General features: G+C 45.9%; 25 protein-coding genes. 21 read left to right on the top strand and 4 right to left on the bottom strand.

Features of this window, described 5'->3' with window-relative positions; all coding sequences use genetic code 11:
• The first annotated feature begins 2 nt into the window (after window positions 1–2).
• From ERX35_RS04905 to ERX35_RS04865, 9 genes are all read left to right on the top strand, one after another.
• Window positions 3–914: a sensor histidine kinase gene (locus ERX35_RS04905; protein WP_425463250.1), complete on the top strand. Its 912-nt coding sequence runs from the start codon at window positions 3–5 to the stop codon at window positions 912–914.
• Window positions 915–1,006: 92 nt separating this feature from the next.
• Window positions 1,007–1,759 (top strand): ABC transporter ATP-binding protein, encoded by a 753-nt coding sequence (locus ERX35_RS04900; RefSeq protein WP_149458797.1) that lies wholly within the window; start codon window positions 1,007–1,009, stop codon window positions 1,757–1,759.
• Window position 1,760: 1 nt separating this feature from the next.
• Window positions 1,761–3,725 carry an ABC transporter permease gene (locus ERX35_RS04895; protein ID WP_149458853.1) on the top strand — a complete coding sequence of 655 codons (1,965 nt, stop codon included), beginning with the start codon at window positions 1,761–1,763 and terminating at the stop codon, window positions 3,723–3,725.
• A 72-nt stretch (window positions 3,726–3,797) separates the two neighbouring features.
• On the top strand, window positions 3,798–4,751 hold the full coding sequence (locus ERX35_RS04890; RefSeq protein WP_149458796.1) for a family 20 glycosylhydrolase: 954 nt from the start codon (window positions 3,798–3,800) through the stop codon (window positions 4,749–4,751).
• A gap of 109 nt (window positions 4,752–4,860) precedes the next feature.
• A complete protein-coding gene (locus tag ERX35_RS04885; RefSeq protein WP_170234541.1) occupies window positions 4,861–5,331 on the top strand; it encodes an alpha/beta fold hydrolase in 471 nt (156 codons plus the stop codon).
• 2 nt (window positions 5,332–5,333) lie between these two features.
• Window positions 5,334–5,708 (top strand): hypothetical protein, encoded by a 375-nt coding sequence (locus ERX35_RS04880; RefSeq protein ID WP_149458794.1) that lies wholly within the window; start codon window positions 5,334–5,336, stop codon window positions 5,706–5,708.
• 1 nt (window position 5,709) lies between these two features.
• A complete protein-coding gene (locus tag ERX35_RS04875) occupies window positions 5,710–6,741 on the top strand; it encodes a S66 family peptidase (RefSeq protein ID WP_149458793.1) in 1,032 nt (343 codons plus the stop codon).
• A 142-nt stretch (window positions 6,742–6,883) separates the two neighbouring features.
• Window positions 6,884–7,306: a MarR family winged helix-turn-helix transcriptional regulator gene (locus ERX35_RS04870; protein WP_149458792.1), complete on the top strand. Its 423-nt coding sequence runs from the start codon at window positions 6,884–6,886 to the stop codon at window positions 7,304–7,306.
• 90 nt (window positions 7,307–7,396) lie between these two features.
• The gene (locus tag ERX35_RS04865; protein WP_149458791.1) at window positions 7,397–8,428 is read left to right on the top strand and encodes a DUF2332 family protein; all 1,032 of its coding nucleotides are present in this window, start codon (window positions 7,397–7,399) and stop codon (window positions 8,426–8,428) included.
• Between the two features lie 24 nt (window positions 8,429–8,452).
• Here ERX35_RS04865 and ERX35_RS04860 read toward each other — a convergent pair whose 3' ends face one another.
• Window positions 8,453–9,796 carry an aspartate kinase gene (locus ERX35_RS04860; RefSeq protein WP_149458790.1) on the bottom strand — a complete coding sequence of 448 codons (1,344 nt, stop codon included), beginning with the start codon at window positions 9,794–9,796 and terminating at the stop codon, window positions 8,453–8,455.
• A 116-nt stretch (window positions 9,797–9,912) separates the two neighbouring features.
• Here ERX35_RS04860 and ERX35_RS04855 point away from each other — a divergent pair, with 116 nt between their 5' ends.
• From ERX35_RS04855 to ERX35_RS04840, 4 genes are read left to right on the top strand one after another with little or no spacing between them, the layout of a single operon-like run.
• Window positions 9,913–11,106: a homoserine dehydrogenase gene (locus ERX35_RS04855; protein WP_149458789.1), complete on the top strand. Its 1,194-nt coding sequence runs from the start codon at window positions 9,913–9,915 to the stop codon at window positions 11,104–11,106.
• Window position 11,107: 1 nt separating this feature from the next.
• Window positions 11,108–12,169 carry a threonine synthase gene (gene thrC, locus ERX35_RS04850; protein WP_149458788.1) on the top strand — a complete coding sequence of 354 codons (1,062 nt, stop codon included), beginning with the start codon at window positions 11,108–11,110 and terminating at the stop codon, window positions 12,167–12,169.
• Window positions 12,166–13,056: a homoserine kinase gene (gene thrB, locus ERX35_RS04845; protein WP_149458787.1), complete on the top strand. Its 891-nt coding sequence runs from the start codon at window positions 12,166–12,168 to the stop codon at window positions 13,054–13,056. Before thrC ends, thrB begins: the two co-directional genes overlap by 4 nt.
• A 19-nt stretch (window positions 13,057–13,075) precedes the next feature.
• On the top strand, window positions 13,076–13,885 hold the full coding sequence (locus ERX35_RS04840) for a Cof-type HAD-IIB family hydrolase (RefSeq protein WP_149458786.1): 810 nt from the start codon (window positions 13,076–13,078) through the stop codon (window positions 13,883–13,885).
• 129 nt (window positions 13,886–14,014) lie between these two features.
• Here the strand turns inward: ERX35_RS04840 and ERX35_RS04835 are convergent, their stop codons facing one another.
• Window positions 14,015–14,866: an oxidoreductase gene (locus tag ERX35_RS04835; protein WP_149458785.1), complete on the bottom strand. Its 852-nt coding sequence runs from the start codon at window positions 14,864–14,866 to the stop codon at window positions 14,015–14,017.
• Window positions 14,867–14,949: 83 nt separating this feature from the next.
• Between ERX35_RS04835 and panB the strand changes: the two genes are divergently transcribed.
• Genes panB through panD form a run of 3 tightly spaced genes read left to right on the top strand, consistent with a single transcriptional unit; the run spans window position 14,950 to window position 16,986 of the window.
• Window positions 14,950–15,765 (top strand): 3-methyl-2-oxobutanoate hydroxymethyltransferase, encoded by an 816-nt coding sequence (gene panB / locus ERX35_RS04830; protein WP_149458784.1) that lies wholly within the window; start codon window positions 14,950–14,952, stop codon window positions 15,763–15,765.
• Window positions 15,758–16,609 (top strand): pantoate--beta-alanine ligase, encoded by an 852-nt coding sequence (gene panC / locus ERX35_RS04825; protein WP_149458783.1) that lies wholly within the window; start codon window positions 15,758–15,760, stop codon window positions 16,607–16,609. Before panB ends, panC begins: the two co-directional genes overlap by 8 nt.
• On the top strand, window positions 16,606–16,986 hold the full coding sequence (panD, locus tag ERX35_RS04820; protein WP_149458782.1) for an aspartate 1-decarboxylase: 381 nt from the start codon (window positions 16,606–16,608) through the stop codon (window positions 16,984–16,986). Before panC ends, panD begins: the two co-directional genes overlap by 4 nt.
• Before the next feature lie 45 nt (window positions 16,987–17,031).
• On the opposite strand, the gene ERX35_RS04815 is transcribed toward panD, so the two are convergent.
• Window positions 17,032–17,352, bottom strand: coding sequence for a hypothetical protein (locus tag ERX35_RS04815; RefSeq protein ID WP_149458781.1), 321 nt, complete (start codon window positions 17,350–17,352; stop codon window positions 17,032–17,034).
• An 87-nt stretch (window positions 17,353–17,439) separates the two neighbouring features.
• On the bottom strand, window positions 17,440–18,882 hold the full coding sequence (locus tag ERX35_RS04810) for an amino acid permease (RefSeq protein WP_149458780.1): 1,443 nt from the start codon (window positions 18,880–18,882) through the stop codon (window positions 17,440–17,442).
• A gap of 234 nt (window positions 18,883–19,116) precedes the next feature.
• On the opposite strand from ERX35_RS04810, the gene ERX35_RS04805 reads away from it, so the two are divergent.
• The 5 genes from ERX35_RS04805 to ERX35_RS04785 all read left to right on the top strand — a co-directional run bounded on the left by ERX35_RS04805 (window position 19,117) and on the right by ERX35_RS04785 (window position 24,159).
• On the top strand, window positions 19,117–20,595 hold the full coding sequence (locus ERX35_RS04805) for a catalase (RefSeq protein ID WP_149458779.1): 1,479 nt from the start codon (window positions 19,117–19,119) through the stop codon (window positions 20,593–20,595).
• A 136-nt stretch (window positions 20,596–20,731) separates the two neighbouring features.
• Window positions 20,732–21,646, top strand: coding sequence for a metal ABC transporter solute-binding protein, Zn/Mn family (locus ERX35_RS04800; protein WP_149458778.1), 915 nt, complete (start codon window positions 20,732–20,734; stop codon window positions 21,644–21,646).
• A gap of 11 nt (window positions 21,647–21,657) precedes the next feature.
• Window positions 21,658–21,927 (top strand): 30S ribosomal protein S14, encoded by a 270-nt coding sequence (gene rpsN, locus ERX35_RS04795; RefSeq protein ID WP_149458777.1) that lies wholly within the window; start codon window positions 21,658–21,660, stop codon window positions 21,925–21,927.
• Window positions 21,928–22,069: 142 nt separating this feature from the next.
• A complete protein-coding gene (guaC, locus tag ERX35_RS04790) occupies window positions 22,070–23,053 on the top strand; it encodes a GMP reductase (RefSeq protein WP_149458776.1) in 984 nt (327 codons plus the stop codon).
• Window positions 23,054–23,157: 104 nt separating this feature from the next.
• Window positions 23,158–24,159: a CAP domain-containing protein gene (locus ERX35_RS04785; RefSeq protein WP_149458775.1), complete on the top strand. Its 1,002-nt coding sequence runs from the start codon at window positions 23,158–23,160 to the stop codon at window positions 24,157–24,159.
• Window positions 24,160–24,168 lie beyond the last annotated feature (9 nt).

The raw sequence follows: 24,168 nt of genomic DNA, 5'->3' as shown, positions 1-24,168 counted from the left end.
GCGTGACAACGTTTCTCCGCCGGAAAACACCAGAACTGCTGATGATTGGTTTAACGTTATTATTGTTTTTGAGTGTTTTTATCTTATTTGACCTGCCGCTTGACGTCTATATCATCGCTGCAAGTATCGTGCTGTTTATTAGTGTGATCTACTGGATCATTGCGTTCATTACTTTTAAGAAGGAGATGAAGCTTGCTGATGAGCTCCGCGAGAATCAGGCACTGCTGAAACAGCTGCGGAACGAACATAATGACTACCGGGATGAAGTGGAGTCCTACTTTCTGCTCTGGGTGCACCAAATGAAGACACCGATCACAGCAGTGAAATTACTGCTGGAGCATCCGGACGATGATATGATCAGTCTAGTGCGGCAGGAAGTGCTGCAGATCGATAACTATACGAATCTGACACTCAGTTATTTAAAGCTCATGAATACGACGACTGATATGACATTCAGTCAAGTCAAGCTGGATGATCTGATCCTCCCGCTGCTGAAGAAATATTCGATTCTCTTTATTCATTACCATACAAAGCTGCACTATGAGCCGATTGACGATTTCGTCCTGACGGATGCCAGATGGTCATCAATCATGGTTGAACAGCTGCTGAACAATGCGCTTAAATATGCGCGCGGCGGCGATATATGGATCACTTTTGACAACAGAGAACATCAGCTTGATATCCGTGATAATGGAGTCGGTATCAGCGACACTGATCTGCCGAAGATTTTTGACCGCGGTTTCTCAGGCTTCAACGGACGGCTGAATGATAAGTCAAGCGGACTCGGTCTTTATATTACTAGTACAGTGGGCCGCCGGTTGAATCAGCCGGTCACCGTCAAGTCAAATGCAGGGCAGGGCTCCACATTTACTATTCACTTTAAGTCTCCGCAGTCCAACCTTTCATTTTTGTAAGATAGCGACGGCTGGTTGTAAGAATAGATAAAGGCAGCCGCGTTTTCTGTCGAGTAACCTATAAGTATCAACAGAAAGGAAAGGTGAGGACAATGACATTACTTAATATTAAAAACGTAAAAAAAGTATACGGCAAAGGCAGCAATCAGACAACAGCACTGCGCCAAATGAACTTCTCGATCCACGAGGGTGAGTTTGTCGCGCTCATGGGGGAGTCCGGTTCAGGGAAGTCAACGCTGCTCAATATCATCGCGACGTTCGATCAGCCGACAGAAGGTTCGGTCACTATCGCCGGACAGGAAATCGGGCAGCTGGCAGACAAGGAAATCGCAAAGTTCCGGCGTGAGACGCTTGGATTTGTCTTCCAGGATTTCAATGTGCTGCATACGATGACGAACCGTGACAACATACTGATGCCGCTTGTGTTATCCAACGTGAAACCCAGTGCGATGAATCAGCGGCTTGAACCGCTTGCAGCGCAGCTTGGTATCAGCAGCCTGCTTGATAAATATCCGTATCAGTTATCCGGCGGCCAGCAGCAGCGGGTGGCGATTGCGCGGGCCTTAATTACAAAGCCGTCAGTACTGCTGGCAGATGAGCCGACAGGAGCACTGGATTCCAGGACATCAAATGATATTATGTCACTCTTCAGGATGATCAACGACAACAATCAGACAATTCTGATGGTCACGCATTCAGTCATCGATGCAGCGGCGGCGGACCGTGTGCTCTTCATTAAGGATGGCGTGCTGTATCATGAGATATATAGAGGTCAGGATAAGCCTGCAGCGTTTCAAAAGCGTATCTCTGACAGTCTGGCGATGCTGAACGAAAGAGGTGAGTGATTTGAAACTCAGTCTGCTCTGGAAACTTGTCGTTAAAAACTTTCAAGCTTTGAAACAGATCATTATTCCGTTTGTCCTGGCAGCAAGTGTCATGTTCGGTCTTGAGTATATCATGCTGTCTCTTATGGGAAATGACTTCATTAAGCAGCGTCATGCGAGTCTGCCGCTTATTCTGAAGTATGCGAATATCATGACGACACTGCTTGCCGCTGTGTTTGTCATTTATGCCAACCGCTTCGTCATGAAACAGCGGAAGCAGGAGTTTGCGCTGAACATGGTGCTCGGCATGGAGAAGAAGCACATAAGACTGATACTGCTGCTTGAGATGGCTGTGCAGTACGTCATCATCAGTGTTATCAGTGTTGCCGGCGGCTATCTTTTCGGCAATCTGATCTTTATGGTATTGAACCGGCTCGTTAAGTCGTCCGGTATCACATTGATGGACTATCCATTTGATTTTAAAGGAATGATAATAACACTCGCCCTGCTGGCAGCTGTCATGCTGGTGTTATTCATCATTAACAGCTGGATACTTTCAAGACAAAGCCCGGTTCATTTAATGCAGAGCAAGAAAGCCGGCGAAAAGAAGATGAAGAAATGGGTCATTATCATGCTGCTTATCATCGGTGCCTCCGCTCTGGGCTACGGCTACTACATCGCGCTGTCTGCCCAAGGTGTCATCAATTCACTGCAGCGGATCTTTCTGGCAGTGCTCGTCGTGACGATAGGAACATATTTACTGTTCATGTCGCTTACCATCCTTATTCTGCAGACCCTGCAGAACATACCGGCGATTTACTATCATCCGGTCAGATTCCTGTCAATCTCCGGACTGCTGGCACGGATGAAAGCCAATGCAGTCAGCCTGGCAAGCATCACCATGCTTGTCACCTTTCTTATTGTGACAATCGGCATGTCCTTAACGACGTACCGTGGTATAGAGTCCAATGTTAATTCCCAGTTTAAGCAGGATTATATAACGACTGTTTATGAGTATAATAAGGATGGTTCAGCGCCGAAGACACTTAAAGCGATGATGGCAGATATAGAAGACATTACAACTATTGACCACTTCAATGTGAAACCGACTATGTCGGTCTGCATGAGCAATGTGAACGGCACATTGAAAACAATCAATCAGGCCGTAGCAAAAACGAATTCCAAAAACTTAATATGTGCTTTCTTTGTGACAGAGCAGGGGCATAATGCGGTGACAGGCGAACGGTTATCATTGAAAGACGGACAGATTGCTTTAAGTGCTAATACGCAACGCTTTAATGACTATCGGACACTGACACTGGGCAAAAAAACGTATGATGTTGTTCCTCTAAAACACCAGTATATTGGAGGAGAAATTGCGATTGATGCGATGTATATCGTCGTCAAAGATATGCCGGCACTTGAACAGATGGCCGAGATTTTTACTGCAGACATCGGTACAATAATGACATTTAACGCAGTGAGCGATAAAAAGGCACTTGATAAACAGCTTGATCATTTCAGGAAGAAATATGGTGTGCAGCTGGAGGAGAAGCAGGAGACACAGAACAGACTGTATGAAATCAATGGAGGTCTGGTGTTTATCGGCCTGGTTGTTTCTATTGTGCTGCTCGTGGGCATGTTCCTTATCCTATACTACAAACAGATTGCTGAAGGCTATGAAGATCAGGGGAACTATGACATCATGAAAAAAGTGGGACTGCCTCATGCGCTTATTAAAAAGACGATCAACACGCAGATTCTCTTTATCTTCTTATTGCCGATTAGTATCGGCGTCATTCATACGGCGTTTGCATCGAACATCATCTTCCAGCTGCTTGGTCTGCTAGGCATCAGGGACCATCTGCTGTTCATGACCAGCTACTTAAGTGTTATCGCGGTCATTATGCTGGTCTACGGGGTGATGTACTGGATAACATCCAAAATTTACTTCGGCATCATCAATGCAGCAAAGACGGGAAAATAAGCGGAAACTTCCGCTTATTTTTTGTTTACACCTGAAGACAGCGTGTATACATGAAGTAAAGGAGTGATACACATGAATCAACAGCATGGTGTCGTCATCGACTGTGCAAGACGTTACTGCTCAGTCGACGTTCTGACGGCTGTTATAGATGAACTGGCGGCTGGTAAAGGTGATTTTCTGCAGCTGCATTTCTCGGATAACGAAGGATACGGCATAGCTTCTGACTACTTAGCGCTGAACAGCGGGGAAACGAATCCGGACTATTTGACACAGCAGGAAGTGACAGGTCTGATTCATTACGCAAATGACAGAAACATTCAGGTCATACCGGACTTTGATGTACCGGCACATTCGAAGTACTGGCTGGAACGTCATCAGGAGCTTTATCCGCAGCATGTCATTCAGACGGATTTTGATGAGACAGTCGTTGATTATTTTGGCAATGAAGCGGCAGTGGCTGCCGTCAAGCAGATGATCGATGACATCACGGCTCTGTTTCAGCAGCGGGGACTGCAGCGTCTAGTGATCGGCGCAGACGAAGTTCCGGGAAGCGGAAGCTATCAGCAGGACTATATTCATTTCATCAACACCATCGCTGACTATGTGACTGAACAAGGATATACACCTGCCATCTGGAATGACGGCGTGACAACAGACGGATTAAAGAGCTTAGCGCCGAATGTTGAGATTCTATACTGGCAACAGCCGGAACAAGGGCTGACTGCTGATGAGTTCCTCAGCAGTCAGCGGGCAGTGTATAACTACAACTTCTACACAGCAGCATTTCTGCCGAATGTGCAGCGCAGCGAACAGGCTGTTCATGAACAGGCGTCTTACATCAAGAATCACCACAGACTGACCCGCTTCTGTCACCATGACGATCCATATCATGCAGCTGCCGCCAGTAACATAGCAGGATCTGCTATGACATTCTGGAATGAAGAGGCGGCAGGATTAAGCGATGAAGAGCTGCTTTTACAACTAGTGCCGCTGATACGTGCATTTTTACAGACAGCGAGACAATGACATTGATTAAGGGGCGTTGAGAAGACCATTGATCCCTGGTATTTAAAATACCGGGGATTTATTGTAAACTTAAAAGAAGAAATATTCAGATAATATAAAGGGTGATACGGTGAAATATTCTGTTGAAACGATAGGAGAAGGAGACCCTGTCATCTTTTTGCCGGCAGGTGGTTTTAAAGGTAATGAAGGACTGATTATTGCTGATTATTTAAAAGATAGCTTTAAAACGTATTTACTTGATTTACCAGGCTACGGAGCAAGTGAAGGTATTCAAGGCAGAATTAATACACAAGCTGTAGCGGACTGGCTGAAAGGCTTTCTGGATGAAGCTGATATAGCATGCGTGACACTTATCGGCCATTCTATAGGCGGAGCGCTGGCACTCATGTTCGCTTTGCATTATCCAGATAGAGTGAACCGTTTAATTCTGCTTGATCAGGGCCACAAAAAATTTCCGAACATACCTTTTGCTGAATTCGGCAAGTTCGCGCTGCTGCTGCCTTTGCTCAATCTAGGTGTCTCTCTTATAAAAAGGCCGCTGCTAATAAGACTGCTGCCATTTTTACGGCACCAGCAGTAGAAGTGAACGGCCAGGAAGTCGAAAACTTCTGCAGGCGGATGAAGCTGACGCCGTCTCCTTATATTACCGCAGCACTAAAAACTGATACAGAGCTGTCAGCTGAAGGGTTAAATCTGCTGTTCGCTTATTACAACGTTAATCAGCCGCAGCTACTTAACCATATTAAAGTAGAGACGCTTCTTATATACGGTACATTTAAGGATGTGAATGACAAAGAGAAGAAACGGACGGAGCAGGCTGTCACAACAGTGAATACATACAAGGCGCCAATTAAAACAATAGCGGTCGAAGGCGGTCACTACGTCTTATGGGAAGATGATTTCCCTTGGTCAGACGTCAGACAATTTCTAACAGCAGGAATAATAAAGGAGGAATGAGATGATTAAACCACAGAAACTTAAGCGCGGAGATACTGTAGCGATCGTCTCTTTGTCGAGCGGGATGGCAGGAGAAGATGCATTTCTTTGGAGGACAGAACAGGGGATTAAACGGCTCGAAGAAGTATTTGGCCTGCAGGTGAAGGTGATGCCTCATGCACTGAAGGGGACTGATTATATTTACCACCATCCGGAGAAGCGGGCGGAAGATCTGCATAATGCACTTAAAGACCCGGCAGTAAAAGCGATAATTTGTGCTATCGGCGGCAATGAATCTATACGGCTGCTGCCTTATATTGACTTCGAAACGATTAAAACGAATCCTAAGATTTTTACGGGCTATTCAGACAGCACAATTGGACATTTGATGTTCTATTTAAGCGGTGTCTCTTCAAGCTATGGACCTGCGCTGCTGACAGATTTTGCTGAGAATATCGCAATGGATGATTACACGGTAGCGAGCATTCATCAGACATGGTTTTCTAGCAAAGTGATAGGAGAGATCATGACGTCGTCCACTGTACGAGAAGTAGGTTTAAAGTGGACACCGGAGAATCAGTTCACTGCTCGGAGGCAGCTGCCAAACAATAGCTATGAAGTGATTAGTGGTCAAGGCATAGTACAAGGACATCTCATAGGCGGCTGTATTGAATCATTGTCTGACCTTCGTGGTACTTCGTTATTCCCGGAACTGCATCATTTTGAAGGTGCTATTTTATTTCTGGAGACCAGTGAAGAATATATATCTGCTGAAACGCTCGAATCCTATTTAAGAACTTTTGCGGTCATGGGAATCATGGACAAAGTCAACGGCATCATCGTCGGAAGACCACAGAACGGTGTTTTTTATGAAGCGTATAAAGAAGTCTATCAGCTGATAATGAAAGAATGTCAATGTGACCACAAACCTATTTTATACAATGCAAGCTTCGGGCATAATGAACCTAAATTTATTCTGCCTTATGGACTGCAGGCTGAAATCAATGCTTATGAGAAAAACTTTACTATTTTAGAGAATGCAGTCATCGATTAAACAATGTGAGAGTAACAGCTGACAAATAGCTGTTACTCTCTTACATTTGTTAAGTATTAAAAACTTAATAAATAAAGGTTTTATCTATTATTAATAAGTGTTTATAATATAAGTATTAATAGCTAATAAGGAGAATTTTTTGATGAATCAATATCTTAATGCAACCAATGAATTACTAAGGATTCAGCAGCTGTGGCAGCAGTCTGCGCGTAAATTTTTAAAGGCCTATGATATTACTTACCCGCAATTCAGAGTTTTATCCGGTCTTGTTGAATCACAGAATGATAACAAAAGAATCACACAGGCAGGTTTAAGTGAACTGATCGGTATAGATGTCATGACATTGTCTACAATCATCCGTAATCTGGAGTCGAGACGTCTTGTTCGCCGCGTCGAGTCACGCTCAGATACACGGGCAAAAAATGTTTACATGACTTCAATCGGGTTATCCTTAATGGAAGAAATGATGCCGTCGATGGAGATGGCTGCTGAAATATTTTTTGAAGATTTAGCTGAGACCGGAGAAAGTTTACTTGATGTGTTAACAAAAGAGATGAAATGTTAAGATTATGTAACAAGGCTTTGCTTCTTACACAATATATAGTATAGTTAGCGTCTTAATAGCAATGACTGTAATCATTTAAGGAGCGATAAAATGTCCTTTAAATATAGAAATTTGATGTTGTCCTACAGTTCAGCGATTGACAGGAAGAGTCCTTTATATAGTGACATCTCAAAAAGAATGGCTGACGATAAAGAGCTGAAGATGCTGTTGAGTCCATTGATGACAGGTCCTGAGGCTGTCCCGTTATTCATGAGCAGTGTTTTGTATAGTTTATATTATCATGACGATGAGCTGCGCGATTATTACATGAACTTTAATGATTTTGTTAAGCCTTTTGACGACGACGCTTACGGTCTATTCAAATCGTTTGTCCAGCGTCATCGGGATATGATCATCATGATGACAACTACAGGCGACTTGAAGAAGAACATCGTTGAACGGTCGTCTCTCCTTGTCCCGGTGTTCCATAGAATTGTCAAAGAAGTGAGCTCGTGTCGTTTCAACGTTATTGAAGTCGGCTCCAAAGCAGGGCTGCTGCTGAATTATGACTGGTACGGCTACACCTTCAACAAGGCCGTGTCGGTCGGTGATACAGAGCACATCAATATTAAGGTGAAGCTGAAAGGTTATAATCACTCCCTGCTTAAGCCGCTTGAGCATCCGCATATGAAATACGGCATTTCAGAATCGGTGACGCATATTGAGAACGATGATGAGTTCTACTGGATGCTGAGTCTCCTTTATCCAGAAGAAACAAAACGCCGTAAAAACTTGCTGAAAGCCCGTCAGATTTTCCTTGAGCATCCTGTGACGATGCTCGAAGGGGACGAGCTTGTCCTGCTTGAACAGGTGATTGATGAGCTGCCGGCCGATGAGCCGATTATTATTTTTCATGTGCATCGCACTAAAAACTGGTCCGATGAAAAGAAAGCGAATTTCTTGAGTCTGATCAGCAGGAAAGCGGCTGACAAAGAAATCTATCATGTCCATCATCAGCTGTTCGGTTCCGATATATTCCTTGATTATTTTAATGAAGGCTATTTGAAACGCGAGAAGCTCGCTAATTTTGATTTGGATAAACTGAAGATTGAATGGCTGGTGAATCATCCGTTAAAAATTTAAACACGCCAGCAATGGCGTGTTTTTTTAGAAATAAGCGTTATACACCGCTTTTACGGCTTTAACCGCATCTTTTTCCTCGATGCCGAACATCATGGAGATCTCCGATGACCCCTGGTTGATCATCTTCAAGTTAATTTGATGATCCATGAAGGCCTGTGTCGCTTTGTTGGCGGTTCCGACAGCCGTCTTCATTCCTTCGCCGACAATCATCAGAATGGCGAGGTTCTTCTCTGTAGAGAGCTGATCGATGTTCAATGTTGTCCGTATTTGCTCGGTCAACAGCGCTTCTTTGCCGTGCAGCTGATGCTCTCTTAAGATGATGCTGACATTATCGATGCCTGACGGGATATGCTCATAAGAAATATTGAGATCCTCCAGTATGGACAGCAGTTTCCGGGTGAAGCCGATCTCCCGGTTCATCATATACTTCTTTATATTGATACTGGCGAACCCTTTGTCACAGCTGACGCCGACAACGCCTTCTGCCTGACGGCTGGAGACGATGAGTGTACCTGGGTCTTCCGGTCTATTCGTGTTTTTGATGACGACCGGTATTTCCTTTGAGTAGAGCGGTGCAATAGCTTCATCATGAAAGACATTGAAGCCTGCGTAAGACAGTTCCCGCATTTCGTCATATGTCACTTCTTCAATACGGTTCGGGTTCGGTATGATATTGGGATTCGCGCTGAAGATGCCGCTGACATCCGTGTAATTTTCATAAATGCCGGCATCGAGGGCCCGGGCGATGACAGCTCCGGTTAAGTCAGAGCCCCCACGTGAAAAAGTGACGATATGTCCTGTCTTTGAGATGCCGAAAAACCCGGGGATGACGATTTTTTTAGTCGGCGGCAAGCTATCTTTTATAGCAGTGTAGCTTTCCTCGAGCACCCGCGCATTGCCTGGCTCATCGGTGACAAATAGACCGGCATCCCGCGGATGATAGTATAGTGTGTCGATTCCTTGCTGTGTGTTATAAGCTGCAATCAGTTCGGCGTTAAAGTCTTCGCCACATGACTTCAGCGCGTCAAGCAGCCGTGCGTGCTCAGTAGTTTCTTTAATAAGGTGTTCCAGTTTTCCCTTGAAGTGGGGAATGAGTGACTGTTTAAGAGGCAGGTCCTGTTCGATGGATTGAAAGCGTTCGAGCACTGTATTAATTTTGTCGGTGATCTGCTGCGTGTCAGCATGACCGATGACCAAGTGATATAATTCAATCAACAGGTCAGTCAATTTCGTATCGTCCGGATAGCGTCTGCCGGGTGCTGATACAACGATGACACGCCGCTCGTCATCTGCATTGAAGATTGAAAGGACTTTTTTGATCTGTGCTACGTCTGCTACGGATGAGCCGCCGAATTTCGCTATTTTCATGTGAAACCACCTTTTTCTTTTCTTTACATCTGATATCCTTAAGTTATACTATAATCAGGTTTCCATTTCAAGAGGACATATGTTTTTTTAGAATAGACAACGTTAGGAGCGCTCACATGAAAGATATTAAGATTGCATTGCTTGGATTAGGGACGGTTGGAACTGGAGTAGTCAACATTCTGGAAGAGAACAAACTACAGCTTGAGAAGACGATGGATGCACGTATCACCGTCAAACACATATTCGTCAAGAATGTTAATAAGGACCGGGCAATCAATACAGAACGTTATCATCTGACGGATGACATCAATGATATTTTAAATGATCATACGCTTGATATTGCTATCGAGGTAATGGGAGGTATCGACACGACTTATCATTATTTGAAGCAGCTGATGACCAGCGGCGTTCATGTGATTACAGCTAACAAAGATCTGCTTGCGGTACATTTAGAGGAACTTGAAACACTGGCCGCTGAACGGGAGATATCCTTGAAATATGAAGCCAGTGTGGCCGGCGGCATCCCGATCGTCAATGCCATTAATAACGGCTTGAATGCCAATGGAATTAAACACTTCATGGGTATTTTCAACGGCACATCCAACTTTATTCTGAGTAAGATGGCACTTGAAGGGCAGTCATTTGAAGAAGCGCTCGCTGCGGCGACTGAACTCGGCTATGCAGAAGCGGATCCGACTGCTGACGTGGACGGCATTGATGCACAGCGTAAAGTCGTGATTACAAGCTATCTTGCATTCAATCAGTTCATGACACTTGATGACTGTGCAGTGGAAGGCATCAGAAATGTCACAAGCACTGATATTAAGCTTGCCGGTGAACTCGGGTATACCATCAAACTGATCGGCCAGGCATATGCTGAAAACGACCGTGTCGAAGCGTCAGTCAAGCCGACGTGCCTGCCGGTCCATCATCAGCTAGCACATGTGGACTATGAATACAATGCGATTTACATAGATGGCAGTGCTGTAGGAGATACAATGTATTACGGCAGAGGTGCGGGAAGCCTTGCAACCGGCAGCGCGGTCGTCAGTGACCTGCTGCATGTCATCAGATACATCGATACGAAGCTCCATACGCTGCCGCCGCACTTTGAGATTGAAAGCAAGGCGCTTGACCGTTCACGTCACTTACTTGTTATCGGTGACGAGACGGTGACAAAGACATTTGCCGGCAGAACTGTCACGACTGGTGAGACGACTGCTGTAGAACTGCTGAACGTGTCGACCGCTGTGTTTGATGAAGTGGCGGCACTTGACGATGTTAAAATCTACGAAATAGAAGGTGTGTAAGATGAGATGGAAAGGTTTAATTGATGCATATAAAGACTATTTACCGGTGACTGAGCAGACACCCAGACTGACATTGAATGAAGGAAACACACCGCTGATTCATCTTCCGTATTTATCCGGCCAGCTGAATGTGGAGCTATATGCCAAGTTCGAGGGGTTGAATCCGACCGGCTCATTTAAAGACAGAGGGATGGTCATGGCTGTTGCTAAAGCGAAAGATGCCGGGAAAGAGATTGTGATATGCGCATCTACCGGCAATACATCAGCCGCAGCGGCAGCCTATGCGGCACGTGCCGGAATGAAGACGATCGTAGTCATTCCTGAAGGTAAGATTGCGATGGGGAAACTTGCACAGGCGATGATCTACGGCGCTGACATCGTATCTATAGAAGGAAACTTTGACGAGGCGCTTCATATCGTCCGTAAAGTCGCGGAGAAGAGCGATAAGATAGCGCTCGTCAACTCAGTGAATCCTTACCGCCTTGAAGGACAGAAGACCGGTGCGTTTGAAATCATCGACCAGTTAGGACAGGCGCCTGATATGCTGTCCATTCCTGTCGGTAATGCAGGCAATATTTCAGCTTACTGGAAAGGGTTTAAGGAGTTCAACGACGTTAAAGGGACAGCGTTACCGCGCATGCTTGGTTTCCAGGCAGCTGGTGCCGCACCGATTGTCAGCAATGCAGTCGTTGACCAGCCGGAAACGATTGCGACAGCGATTCGTATCGGTAATCCGGCCAGCTGGCAGCTCGCAGTTGCAGCGCGAGATGAATCAGACGGTCTGATCGACAGCGTGACAGATGAAGAGATTCTAGCGGCATATGAGCTGATGACGACAAAAGAAGGAGTGTTTGCAGAACCGGCGAGCAATGCTGCGATTGCCGGACTGCTGAAGCTGCACCGGGCAGGCAGACTGGAAGCAGGAAAAACAGTCGTCGCTATCTTGACAGGGAATGGACTGAAGGACCCGCAGACTGCAATCGACAGAGTCATGCAGGCACCGGCAGTACTGAAAAATGATGAAGATGCCATCATCCAGTATATCGAGGATAAATTATCATGATCCGGGTGAAAGTCCCGGCCTCCACATCAAACCTCGGACCGGGTTTTGATTCAATCGGTATGGCGCTGGATAGTTATCTTGAGATTGAAGCTGAGGTCAGCCGCGACTGGCAGTTTAATCATCGGTCAGAGTTGCTGCATGATCTGCCTGCTGATGATACCCATTATTTAGCGCGCATGGTCAATCATTTCTGCCGCCTGTTAAAGGTCGAACCTTTTAAGCTGACGGTGACCATGACTTCGACTATACCGCTGGCACGCGGGCTCGGCAGCTCAGGAACAGTGCTGATCGCAAGTCTTCTGATTGTCAATCATGTACGTCAGCTGAAGTTGAGTACAGATGAACTGATCCAGCTGTTATCAGCAGAAGAGGGACACCCGGACAATGTCGTCCCGTCACTGCTCGGCGGCCTTGTCGTCGGCTGTCATGACGGCGGGCAATGCTATTATGAGACGTTAGCGCCTATAGCGTGGCCCATGTATGCAGTCATACCGGACTATGAACTGAAGACGGCAGATGCAAGGAATGCCCTGCCTTTCGAACTGACATACAGCAGTGCAGTGAGAGCGAGTGCTGTGAGCAATGTTCTAGTCGCGGCGCTCAGCACGGGAAACTACGATCTTGCAGGACAGATGATGATGCAGGATCTGCTGCACGAACCTTACCGAAAGCATTTAATCAAAGATTATACCGAATTGCATGACATGCTGAATGGTCAAGGCTATGCTTTTTTAAGCGGGGCAGGACCAACCTTGTTTGTCATGGCGAGGCCTGATGCTGATATTGAGCAGCAGCTGCGTGAACGCTTTCTGAATTGTGAAGTCAGACGGGTGAACACTGACACAGCAGGTGCAGTCTGTTATGCTGAAGTAGAGTTAAGTGACTAATAAATGATGGAGTGAAAACATGGATTACAGATTAGTAGTACTGGATATGGACGACACATTGATGACTTCAGATAATGTCATGTCAGAACGGACGAAAAATGCGCTGCTTCAAGTGCAGCAGCATGGCGTCGGCGTCATACTTGCCTCAGGACGGCCGACAAACGGCATGGTGAAGACAGCGGAAGAGCTGCAGCTTGATAAGCATCAGTCTTATATACTCAGCTATAACGGTGCCCGTATTTTTGACATGAGTGATTTCAAGATGGTCAAAGAGACAGCACTGACGAAAGACCAGTTCGATAAATGCTATGACTACTGCAAGTCAAAAGGATTTTTCGTGCTGACTTATGTGGATGAGACGATTGTCTATGAAGGAGAACATCCTTATATGGATGTGGAGCATGAACTGACTGGCCTGCCGATGAAGCAGGTGGCGTCGCTGAAAGATTTTGTGCAGAGCAACGTCCCAAAACTGATGGGTGTGGATTTTGAAGAAAACATTAGCCGGGCCAATCAGGAACTCGGTGGCCACTACGGCCATGATATACATGTCACAACATCCAAACCGTTCTTCCTTGAATTCATGGCTGAAGGCGTGTCGAAAGGTCGGGCACTGCGTGAACTGGTGACTGAGCTTGGTATTGACCGTGAAGCAATCATGGCTTTCGGCGACAGCAACAACGACAAAGACATGATTGAATATGCAGGACTTGGTGTCGCTATGGGCAATGCCAATGAGGCTATAAAAAAAGCCGCAGATCTCATCACTAAAGATCATAACAGTGATGGTATTGCGGACGTTTTAGAACAGTATATATTAAAGAAGTAGCTGCGGCTGCTTCTTTTTTTCTGACTGTCATTGGTTGGCAGGAAGTGGCCTTCAAACCTCTCCTGAAGGCCAAAATTCATTGAAAACAAGAAATCTCCGGCAGGAAGTGGCCTTCAAATGATTTATGGCCTACCGCTTATACTGATAGCCTGTAAGCAATGTGCAGCAGACATCAAGCAGCGGGGTCGTCAGCTGATGTTTCCGGGCCAAGCGCTGCAGTTCTCCTTGAATATAATCATATTCAAGGAGAACGCCGGCAAGTGTATCGTAGTACATGCTTGTCCCCATATCACCGGCATAAGTGCGATAGATGGCTATAATATCCTGGACGGTCTGCGCCGTAAAATCGAGGCCTTCAGCCCGGGCGATTCTCAGCCCTTCCTGTAAGAGCTGTTCCGTCAGTTGCATAACTTCAGGCAGTTCTAGTACATGGGCCGTGTTTTTTGTCAGGGCGGTGACCGTATTGATGCCTAAGTTGACCAGCAGTTTAAACCAGAGGGCCGCTTCATAGTCAGGGGATACAACGAGCTCGAGCTTAGTCGCGTCAAGCCGCTGACTGATGCGCTGCAGCTCTTGATTAACGGGAAGAATCAGTTTCTTATCCTGGAAATGGCGGACGTAGTCATCTGTTTTCTGGCCGCTGATGTAGACGACGGCCTGCACCGCATTAAACTCATGAAGCATGTCAAGCTGTCCCATGCCGTTCTGACAGAGAATGATGACTGTATTATCATGGCTCATCGCCTGAAGCGCAGGAAGTATTGACGCGAGTTTCGTCACTTTGACCGCGACGAATATGACATCGAATGTATCACTGTTCAGCAGCAGGGAAGAGACATTAATCTTATAGTCATTCGAACCGCTGTTCAGCACAACCTGCTGTTCGCGGCGGCCGAACAGTTTGACTGCTGCCACCTTGCTGATTTCATGGGCGATGACAGTGCCGACAGCACCGGGTCCGATAACGGCGTATTGAGTCATAATAGCCTCCTTGGAATTTATTTATATACACAGTGCAATGTGTCTATTATAATGTATTCATCGCTAAACAAGGAAGTGGAACCATGAAACTATTAAAAGATCTTCAGCAGATGAAGCGTGAGCACGTCAAGCTGACCATGATGACTGCCTATGACTATCCAAGTGCTAAGCAGGTGGAGGCAGCAGGCATTGACATGATTTTAGTCGGTGACAGCCTCGGTATGACAGTGCTCGGCTATGACAGCACGGTCTACGTGACGATGGAAGACATGATCCATCATACAAAGGCGGTGCGCCGCGGCGCCCCCGATACATTCACTATCATTGATATGCCGTTCGGCAGCGTCGGCATCAGTGAAGAAGTGGACCTCATGAATGCCGTCAGACTATACCGCGACTCAGGTGCTCATGCCGTCAAAGCAGAAGGCGGGCACTTGACGGCATTTATTCAGCAGTGCGCGAACCTCGGTATTCCGGTTGTCGCTCATTTAGGACTGACACCGCAGAGTGCCGGGCTCACAGGTTATGCCGTCCAGGCTAAAACAAAAGAAGCGGCAGAGCAGCTGATCGCTGAAGCACAGGCCGTTGAAGCGGCAGGTGCTGTCATGCTTGTGCTGGAAGCAGTGCCGAGCGACCTTGCTGCCTATATTTCAGGCGAACTGAGCATTCCGGTGATCGGCATCGGCGCGGGACGTGATACCGACGGCCAGGTGCTTGTCTATCATGACGTTCTGAATTACGCGACAGACCGTAAGCCGAAGTTTGTGAAGCAATACGGTGACTTCTCAGCAGGGATCGAAGCACTGAGCAGCTATAACAATGAAGTGAAAGCCGGCCAGTTTCCAACGGATGAGTTCACTTATAAGGCGAAAATTATGGGTGAGGTAGCACATGACTAAACGTATTACATCTATCAAAGAAATGACAGCCATCGCCAATAAGCATTTGCAGGCAGGCGAGTCGATAGGCTTTGTGCCGACGATGGGTGCTCTCCATGACGGCCATGCGACGTTGATGAAAGCGGCAAAGCAGGATAACACTGTGACCGTTGTCAGCGTCTTCGTCAATCCGCTGCAGTTCGGTCCGAATGAAGACTTTGACGCTTATCCGCGTGATATCGATAAGGACGAAGCACTCGTCAAAGGCATCGGCATCGATTATTTATTCCATCCGTCTGCAGAAGAGATGTATCCAAAACAGGACATCACGCTCACAGTCGGCAGACTTGCTTCAGTACTTGAAGGTGCTAAACGTCCTGGCCATTTTGACGGGGTTGTGACAGTCGTCAATAAACTGTTCAATATCATTAAGCCGACGCGTGCTTACTTCGGCAGAAAAGATGCCCAGCAGCTTGCAATCATAGAGGCGATGGTAGAAGATTTTAATCAAGATATTGAAATTCGGGGTATCGATATTGTGCGCGAGGCTGACGGCCTTGCCAAGAGCTCACGAAATATTTATTTAACAGAGGCGGAGCGACTGGAAGCCGTGGCGCTCTATAACAGCCTGCAGCTCGCTAAAGACTTGATTGACGGCGGCGAGAGAGATACTGCAGTCATTGAAGAAGAAATCACGCGTTACATTACGTCTTATTCATCAGGAACAGTGGAGGAAGCGGCAGTTTATCAGTATCCTGAACTCATTAAAGTCGATACGCTTGAAGGCCGGTGCTTTATTTCGCTTGCAGTCAAGTTCTCAAAAGCGCGCTTAATAGATAATATAATTATTGGGGGAACAAAATGATTAGAACAATGATGCACGGAAAGATTCATCGTGCAAGAGTCACAGAGGCGAATCTTAACTACGTCGGCAGCATTACGATTGACCAGGATATACTGGATGCGGTAGACATTCTGCCGGATGAAAAAGTAGCGATCGTCAATAACAACAACGGGGCGAGACTCGAGACTTACGTCATCGCAGGCGAACGCGGTTCAGGGGTCATCTGCCTGAACGGCGCAGCAGCCCGTCTCGTCCAGGTGGATGATGTGGTCATCATTATGAACTATGTCCAGCTGACAAACGAAGAAGCACAGCTTCATAAACCGAAAGTCGCAGTTATGGATGAACATAACCATATTGTAGAACTAATCACTGAAAAAGAAGCCACTATTATATAAAACAAAACCCCGTACCATTGTACGGGGTTTTCTAGTCAGTCATATTTACTTGCTCGTCGCTGTCCACTGGTCTCCTGGATGGCGATGTCTTTTCGTATGGGCATAAATATGGTCCGCTGCATAATCCTCATTTGTATAGACGGTGATGTCATAGAACGCCATATCTTTATCGAACCGCTCCTGTAAATAGACTTCTTTCAGATGAACGAATAACCGCTGCATCGCCTGCTGATCCAGACTTGGATATTCACGCAGTATTTTTTTGGTCAGGTTGCCGTTCTGATTATAGACCCCCTGGACGACAATGACGAACTTCTCATCAGTTTTCAGCACATCATCAAATATATTGAACTGTCCTGCAGTCATGAGTCTGCCTCCTTGTAACCGTTTTATTACTCTTATTATACATAAAAAAAAGAGATTTGCGGATGCAAATCTCTCATCTGACTGTTTTTACAGCTGATGTTTAGATAAATCGATATCTTCCAGTTTGATGACCTTTGTCTTTTTCACGAGTTTATAGCCGAAATATGTAACTATCGCGATGATGATCGGTATGAACGAATCAATCAGCTTCGCCCAGTTAAGAGACGAAATGTCTGCAAATGACTGCCCGACAAGCAGGAAGATGATGGTAACACCGACGATGATGACGCCTAGCGGGAAGAACGGTGCTTTATAAGATAACAGCTCATCGTCATTGCGGTTCTGTACTTTAATGGCACGGCGCAGTCTGTAGTGACTGAGTATGCTCATGCCCCAGACGAGCAGGACAAGCGTTCCAAGCATATTCAGCAGCTTGCCATAGCCGCCCATGTTAATATGAGCATAGATAATACTCGCGATAATCAGTGCCGTTGTGACAAGCAGCGCATTAAAAGGCATGTTGCGTTGATTAAGTTTACCGAGGAATTTCGGTGCCTGTCCTTCATTGCTCAATGAGTAGAGCAGACGGCTTGTCGCGTATAATCCTGAGTTGCCGGCCGATAATACCGCTGTTAATATAACTGTATTCATAAGCGTCGCCGCAAATAGAATGCCGAGATTATCAAAGATGATTGTGAACGGACTCATCGCCACATCAGAGTTCTCATTCAGCAGACGCGGATCAGTGTAAGGGATCAGTGCCGCGATTACAAAGATAGAACCGATATAGAACAGCAGAATTCTCCAGAATACCTGCTTGATGGCTTTCGGCATCGATTCTTCAGGGTTCTCTGATTCACCGGCTGTGACAGCGACTACTTCTGTCCCGCCGAATGAGAATCCAGCGACGACCAGCACGCCGAGCAGACCAAGGAAGCCGTTGACAAACGGTGCATCGCCTGCTGTGAAGTTTTGAAGCCCGACAGCCCCTTTGTCTCCAAGTATGCCGAAGATCATTAACACGCCGATAATCAGGAAGATAATAATCGTTGCTACTTTGACAAATGAGAACCAGTATTCAGCTTCCCCGAATGACTTAACTGAGAATGCATTAAGTAGAAATAATAATAATAGGAAGAAAAGACACCATACAAGTGAAGGAATACCGCCGAAGACATGCCAGTAGGACAGTACTTTGGCAGCCGTAATGATATCGACACTTGCCACAAGCGCCCATATGACCCAGTACAGCCAGCCGACCATAAATCCCGCAGCAGGGTCAACGAAACGTCGGGCATACGCACTGAAAGAGCCGGATACTGGATAAAATGTTGCAAGTTCCCCGAGTGCTGTCATCAGGAAGTAGACCATAATGCCGATCAGGGCGTACGCTGCGATGGCACCGCCTGGTCCAGCCTGACTGATAATAGCGCCGCTCGCCATAAATAAGCCGGTACCGATAGAGCCGCCGATAGCGATCATCGATATGTGTCTTGTTTTTAAATCTCTGTCCATCTGGTTGTTTTCCATAGATTCACCTAACCTTTGTCTGTATTAATATTTATTGTATGGGAGCCAGAAAGATTTGGCAAGAAAAAATTTTAGTGCATAAAACCTTTAAAGCAGTAAAGTATTTAAATATTAATGGTAAAAGTCTGACAAAGAAAATGTTCAGATTATAATAAGTGTGTTATAATAATTATTATAAATAAGAAACGAGAAACAAAGCCATTACTTAAACTTACTATTCTGGAGGTATGACCATTGACTGAAAACAATAACCAGCATTTAACAGGATTATTCGGTGCACCTGTGAGTGACCGTGAAAATACAATGACTGCAGGACCACGGGGACCCGTTGTGATGCAGGATATCTTCTTCATCGAGCAGATGGCTCATTTTGACCGTGAAGTGATTCCGGAGCGTCGTATGCATGCCAAGGGGTCTGGTGCATTCGGAACTTTTACAGTGACACATGATATTACTCGATATACATCTGCGAAGATCTTCTCAGAGATCGGCAAGCAGACAGAAATGTTCGCACGCTTCTCAACAGTAGCGGGAGAACGCGGGGCAGCAGATGCTGAACGTGATATTCGTGGTTTCGCGCTTAAATTTTATACAGAGGAAGGTAACTGGGATCTCGTCGGTAACAATACACCGGTCTTCTTCTTCAGAGATCCGAAGTTATTCGCAAGCTTAAACCACGTCGTTAAACGCGATCCAAAGACTAACATGCATAATCCACAGTCCAACTGGGATTTCTGGACAAGTCTGCCTGAAGCATTGCATCAAGTGACAATCCTGATGAGTGACCGTGGTATTCCGAACGGTTTCCGTCATATGCACGGCTTCGGTTCTCATACGTACAGCATGTATAATGCGCAGGGTCAGCGTGTCTGGGTGAAGTTCCACTTCAGAACACAGCAGGGCATTGAGAACTTAACGGACGAAGAAGCCAACCGTATCATCAGCACGGACCGCGAATCCAGCCAGCGTGACCTGTTCAACGCGATTGAACAAGGTCAGTTCCCGAAATGGAAAATGTTCATCCAGGTGATGACTGAGGAACAGGCGAAAAATCATAAAGACAATCCGTTCGATTTAACGAAAGTATGGTTTAAAGATGAATACCCGCTGATTCCAGTAGGCGAGTTCGAATTGAACCGTAATCCTGAAAACTACTTTGCGGAAGTGGAACAGGCTGCATTTGCACCGACTAACATTATTCCAGGACTTGACTTCTCTCCTGATAAAATGCTGCAGGGCCGCTTGTTCTCATACGGTGACACTCAGCGCTATCGTCTCGGCGTGAACCACTGGCAGATTCCCGTCAACTATCCAAAAGCAGTGGCGAACCTCTGTCCGTTCTCTCGTGACGGGCAGATGCGTGTAGATGGTAACTTAGGCGCTCATACGAACTACTATCCAAACAGCTACGGTCATCATCAGTCGCAGCCGCAGTTCAAAAAGCCGGCGTTACCGCTTAATGGAAGTGTCTATGAACATGATTTCCGTGAAGACGATACGAACTACTACGAGCAGCCGGGCAAACTGTTCAACTTATTGACTACTGAGGAGCAGCATCGACTGTTCATTAATACAGCCAATGCTATGCACGGTGTAAACGACGAAGTCAAGCGCCGCCATATTAGAAACTGCTACAAAGCAGATCCTGCTTATGGTCAAGGAATTGCTACAGCTCTCAATATTGATATTGCTACAGTTGATCTTGAAAACTAGCAGATTGAACCAGTCGCCTCGGCGGCTGGTTTTTTTATGTAAATAATAATTATGACGATTTGCAAAAAGTTCTTGCATTTATCCCGAGTTCGTTATAAGATTTATATCGAAATCATTACGATTAGGAGATGGACAAATGAAACGCATTATTTTTTTAGTGGCGGCACTGCTGCTCACTCTGGCAGGGTGTAATCAGCAGACTAGCATTAAGAGTGAGAAGATGCAGGTATACACGACAGTATTTCCTTTAAAATCGTTTATCGAGCAGATAGGCGGAAATCACGTTGCTGTAACAAGTATTTATCCAAACGGGATAGATGTTCATACATACGAACCGACACAGAAAGATACACTGGCAGTCGCTAAAAGCGACCTGTTCGTCTACACAGGTGATGAGCTGGACCCTATAGCCGGCAAAATGGCCAAGGTGGTAAAAGACAAAAAGAAACTGCTGGCGGTAGCTGCTGACATTAAGAGCAGCGAGCTGCTGAAGCATGATCATGATGAGGCACATGAGGAACACGAACATGAATCGACCTTTGATCCTCATGTCTGGCTGGACCCAGTACTTGACCAATCGTTTGCCCGTAAGATTAAAGACGAACTGATCGCTAAAGATCCGGCACACAAGAAAGATTACGAGAAGAACTATCAGTCACTCAAGAAGGATTTACAATCAATCGACAGCCAGCTGAAGGACATTACTAAGCACCCGAAAAGAGACACCGTCTATATCTCACATGATTCACTCGGCTATTTGGCGGACCATTATCACTTCAACCAGGTCGGCGTCTCCGGCATGAATAACGATGAACCCTCACAAAATGAAATTGTTCATATGATCAATGACATCAAAGCTTCAAAGACACCTTACATCATATACGAGCAGAATATTTCATCAAAAATCACGGATATCATTAAAGATGATACAAATGCCAAACCGTTGAAGTTCCACAACATGGCCGTACTGACTAATCAGGATAAAGATGCAACGTATCAGTCGTTAATGAAGCAAAACATTAAAACGCTCGATAGCGCACTTAATAAATAGGAGGAACACACATGGCTAAAAAATCGAAAATAGCAAAAGAGCAGCAGCGCGCGGCTCTAGTCGCTCAATACGCAGAGAGAAGACAAGCATTAAAAGCAGCAGGTGATTATGAGGCACTCGCACAACTGCCGCGTGACTCCTCACCGACACGACTAACGCGGCGCTGTCAGCTCACAGGACGTCCAAGAGGCGTCATCCGGCAGTTTGAGCTCTCTCGTATCGCGTTCCGGGAACTGGCCCATAAAGGCCAAATACCAGGCGTCAAGAAGGCCAGCTGGTAAAAACAAAGCAGTAGAATATGTAAAATTCGTAAAAACGCGCTATTTCTCTTTACAAATCACTTGAAAACCTGTAAATTATCCTATGGACGAATAATAATTTGTTGTATATAAAAATAGTTCGCATTTAAAGGATGGTTAACTCATGTTTGATGTATTTGATTATGAAGATATTCAGCTGATTCCAAATAAGTGTATCGTGAAAAGTAGAAGTGAATGTGACACGTCTATTCAGTTCGGCCCAAAAACATTTAAAATTCCAGTCGTTCCTGCAAACATGCAGACGGTCATGAACGAAGAACTGGCAGAGTGGTTTGCAGCCAATGATTATTTCTACATTATGCACCGTTTCGATGAGGCGGCCAGAATCCCGTTCATCAAAAAAATGCATGATAAAGGATTGTTTGCTTCTATTTCAGTCGGCGTCAAAGACAATGAATATGCTTTCGTAGAAGAACTTAAAAACAGTGACATAATTCCTGAATATATGACAATCGATATCGCACACGGCCATTCTGACCAGGTCATTGAGATGATCAAGCACATTAAGAAGCATCTGCCGGGTACATTCCTGATCGCCGGCAATGTCGGGACACCTGAAGCAGTGCGAGAACTTGAAAATGCGGGTGCTGATGCGACTAAAGTAGGCATCGGTCCCGGCCGGGTATGTATCACTAAGATCAAGACAGGATTCGGTACCGGCGGCTGGCAGCTTGCAGCTATCAAGCTGTGTGCAAAAGCCGCACGTAAGCCGATTATCGCAGACGGCGGCATCCGTACGCACGGGGACATCGCTAAATCAATCCGTTTCGGTGCTGACATGGTAATGGTCGGCTCATTATTTGCGGCTCATGAAGAGTCTCCGGGAGAAACGGTTGAACTGGACGGTAAGCTGTACAAAGAATATTTCGGCAGTGCTTCTGAGTTCCAAAAAGGTGAGAAGAAGAACGTCGAAGGTAAAAAAATGTTCGTTGAGCATAAAGGCAGCCTGCAGGACACATTAACAGAAATGCAGCAGGATCTTCAGTCCTCTATCTCCTACGCTGGTGGTAGAGACCTGGAATCCATCCGCAAAGTAGATTACGTTGTCGTGAAGAACTCAATCTTTAACGGCGATATGGATCGTTAATCATCATGCACATGACAGAGAGCTGTCATGTGCATTTTTATTCCATGCATCGCAGCCTTGAACTTGTTATAATATATACTTAACTAACGCTTATAAGGAGTGCCATGAAAAAATTGCTGTTATTTCTCCTGCTTGCGGCAGGACTGTTTATTTTTCCGCTGCGCATACTGTCACTACCTGATGACTGGACACTGGCTGCTAAGCACCGGCTGCGGGATGCCGTATCTGCACAGTCCGGCACTACTGCTGTCCGTATACCGAAAAGCTATATAGATGACATTAAGCTTGGTATGTCAAAGCAGGAAGTTGATCATCTGCTTGGCCCGCCGAAAGACCAGCTGAGAAATCAGTATCAGAATAACTGGAATGTCTATCACGATCATTACCGGCACTTTATACTCGTCAACTATACGGCGCAGCGGGTGACAGGCATCTATACAGTGGCCGGTCCTTTTACTTCTGATAAGCAGGTGAGCTACGGCATGACAGAGAACAGCGTCCGTCAGCGGCTTGGTGCTCCTCTGGAAGTGATTGAGGGGCCGCGTTATCGCCTGGAGCTCGATGATCCGCACATGCTCACTTATTTGACTGACGGTGTGTACTATACGTATTATTTCGATCAGCATGAGGACGACAAGCTGGTCGGGATGAAAGTGACTGCGCAGTCACTTGAGAACAGAAAGCCGCAGTTATATGCGAGTCCGTCGCCAGAGCTGGCGGCCGCTTATGAGAAACTGGATTACCATCTCATCAACGCTGACCGGGTAAAACACGGTTTACCTCCTGTCAGCTATCATGATAGAATGAGTCATACCGCAGTGGAACATTCAATCGATATGGCAGAGCATCATTTTTTCAGTCATACGAACAAGCAGGGGTTAGATCCGTTTGACCGGATGCAAAGAGCTGGCTTCGACTATATCTTCGCCGGAGAGAATCTCGCGTACGGACAGTTGTCGCCGATAGAAGCTCACCACGGCTTAATGAATTCACTGGGACATCGTAAAAATATATTGAATGTAATTTTTAAAGAAGTAGGGATAGGTGTTGCTTTTGATGATAAGAATATCCCGTTTTACACTGAAGATTACATTACCGAGAATTAGGAGAACGTT

The sequence above is a fragment of the Macrococcus equipercicus genome (assembly GCF_004359525.2).
Lineage (GTDB): Bacteria > Bacillota > Bacilli > Staphylococcales > Staphylococcaceae > Macrococcus > Macrococcus equipercicus.
The sequence above is the reverse complement of the archived record's forward strand: the minus strand, read 5'-3'. Positions and strand labels throughout refer to the sequence as shown.

What these genes read in the sequence shown, in the direction of transcription:
- ERX35_RS04900 (WP_149458797.1), top strand. Translation starts at nt 1,007, where the DNA reads ATGACATTACTTAATATTAAAAACGTAAAAAAAGTATACGGCAAAGGC.
- ERX35_RS04890 (WP_149458796.1), top strand. Translation starts at nt 3,798, where the DNA reads ATGAATCAACAGCATGGTGTCGTCATCGACTGTGCAAGACGTTACTGC.
- ERX35_RS04875 (WP_149458793.1), top strand. Translation starts at nt 5,710, where the DNA reads ATGATTAAACCACAGAAACTTAAGCGCGGAGATACTGTAGCGATCGTC.
- ERX35_RS04870 (WP_149458792.1), top strand. Translation starts at nt 6,884, where the DNA reads ATGAATCAATATCTTAATGCAACCAATGAATTACTAAGGATTCAGCAG.
- ERX35_RS04865 (WP_149458791.1), top strand. Translation starts at nt 7,397, where the DNA reads ATGTCCTTTAAATATAGAAATTTGATGTTGTCCTACAGTTCAGCGATT.
- ERX35_RS04860 (WP_149458790.1), bottom strand. Translation starts at nt 9,796, where the DNA reads ATGAAAATAGCGAAATTCGGCGGCTCATCCGTAGCAGACGTAGCACAG.
- ERX35_RS04855 (WP_149458789.1), top strand. Translation starts at nt 9,913, where the DNA reads ATGAAAGATATTAAGATTGCATTGCTTGGATTAGGGACGGTTGGAACT.
- thrC (WP_149458788.1), top strand. Translation starts at nt 11,108, where the DNA reads ATGAGATGGAAAGGTTTAATTGATGCATATAAAGACTATTTACCGGTG.
- thrB (WP_149458787.1), top strand. Translation starts at nt 12,166, where the DNA reads ATGATCCGGGTGAAAGTCCCGGCCTCCACATCAAACCTCGGACCGGGT.
- ERX35_RS04840 (WP_149458786.1), top strand. Translation starts at nt 13,076, where the DNA reads ATGGATTACAGATTAGTAGTACTGGATATGGACGACACATTGATGACT.
- ERX35_RS04835 (WP_149458785.1), bottom strand. Translation starts at nt 14,866, where the DNA reads ATGACTCAATACGCCGTTATCGGACCCGGTGCTGTCGGCACTGTCATC.
- panB (WP_149458784.1), top strand. Translation starts at nt 14,950, where the DNA reads ATGAAACTATTAAAAGATCTTCAGCAGATGAAGCGTGAGCACGTCAAG.
- panC (WP_149458783.1), top strand. Translation starts at nt 15,758, where the DNA reads ATGACTAAACGTATTACATCTATCAAAGAAATGACAGCCATCGCCAAT.
- panD (WP_149458782.1), top strand. Translation starts at nt 16,606, where the DNA reads ATGATTAGAACAATGATGCACGGAAAGATTCATCGTGCAAGAGTCACA.
- ERX35_RS04815 (WP_149458781.1), bottom strand. Translation starts at nt 17,352, where the DNA reads ATGACTGCAGGACAGTTCAATATATTTGATGATGTGCTGAAAACTGAT.
- ERX35_RS04810 (WP_149458780.1), bottom strand. Translation starts at nt 18,882, where the DNA reads ATGGAAAACAACCAGATGGACAGAGATTTAAAAACAAGACACATATCG.
- ERX35_RS04800 (WP_149458778.1), top strand. Translation starts at nt 20,732, where the DNA reads ATGAAACGCATTATTTTTTTAGTGGCGGCACTGCTGCTCACTCTGGCA.
- rpsN (WP_149458777.1), top strand. Translation starts at nt 21,658, where the DNA reads ATGGCTAAAAAATCGAAAATAGCAAAAGAGCAGCAGCGCGCGGCTCTA.
- guaC (WP_149458776.1), top strand. Translation starts at nt 22,070, where the DNA reads ATGTTTGATGTATTTGATTATGAAGATATTCAGCTGATTCCAAATAAG.
- ERX35_RS04785 (WP_149458775.1), top strand. Translation starts at nt 23,158, where the DNA reads ATGAAAAAATTGCTGTTATTTCTCCTGCTTGCGGCAGGACTGTTTATT.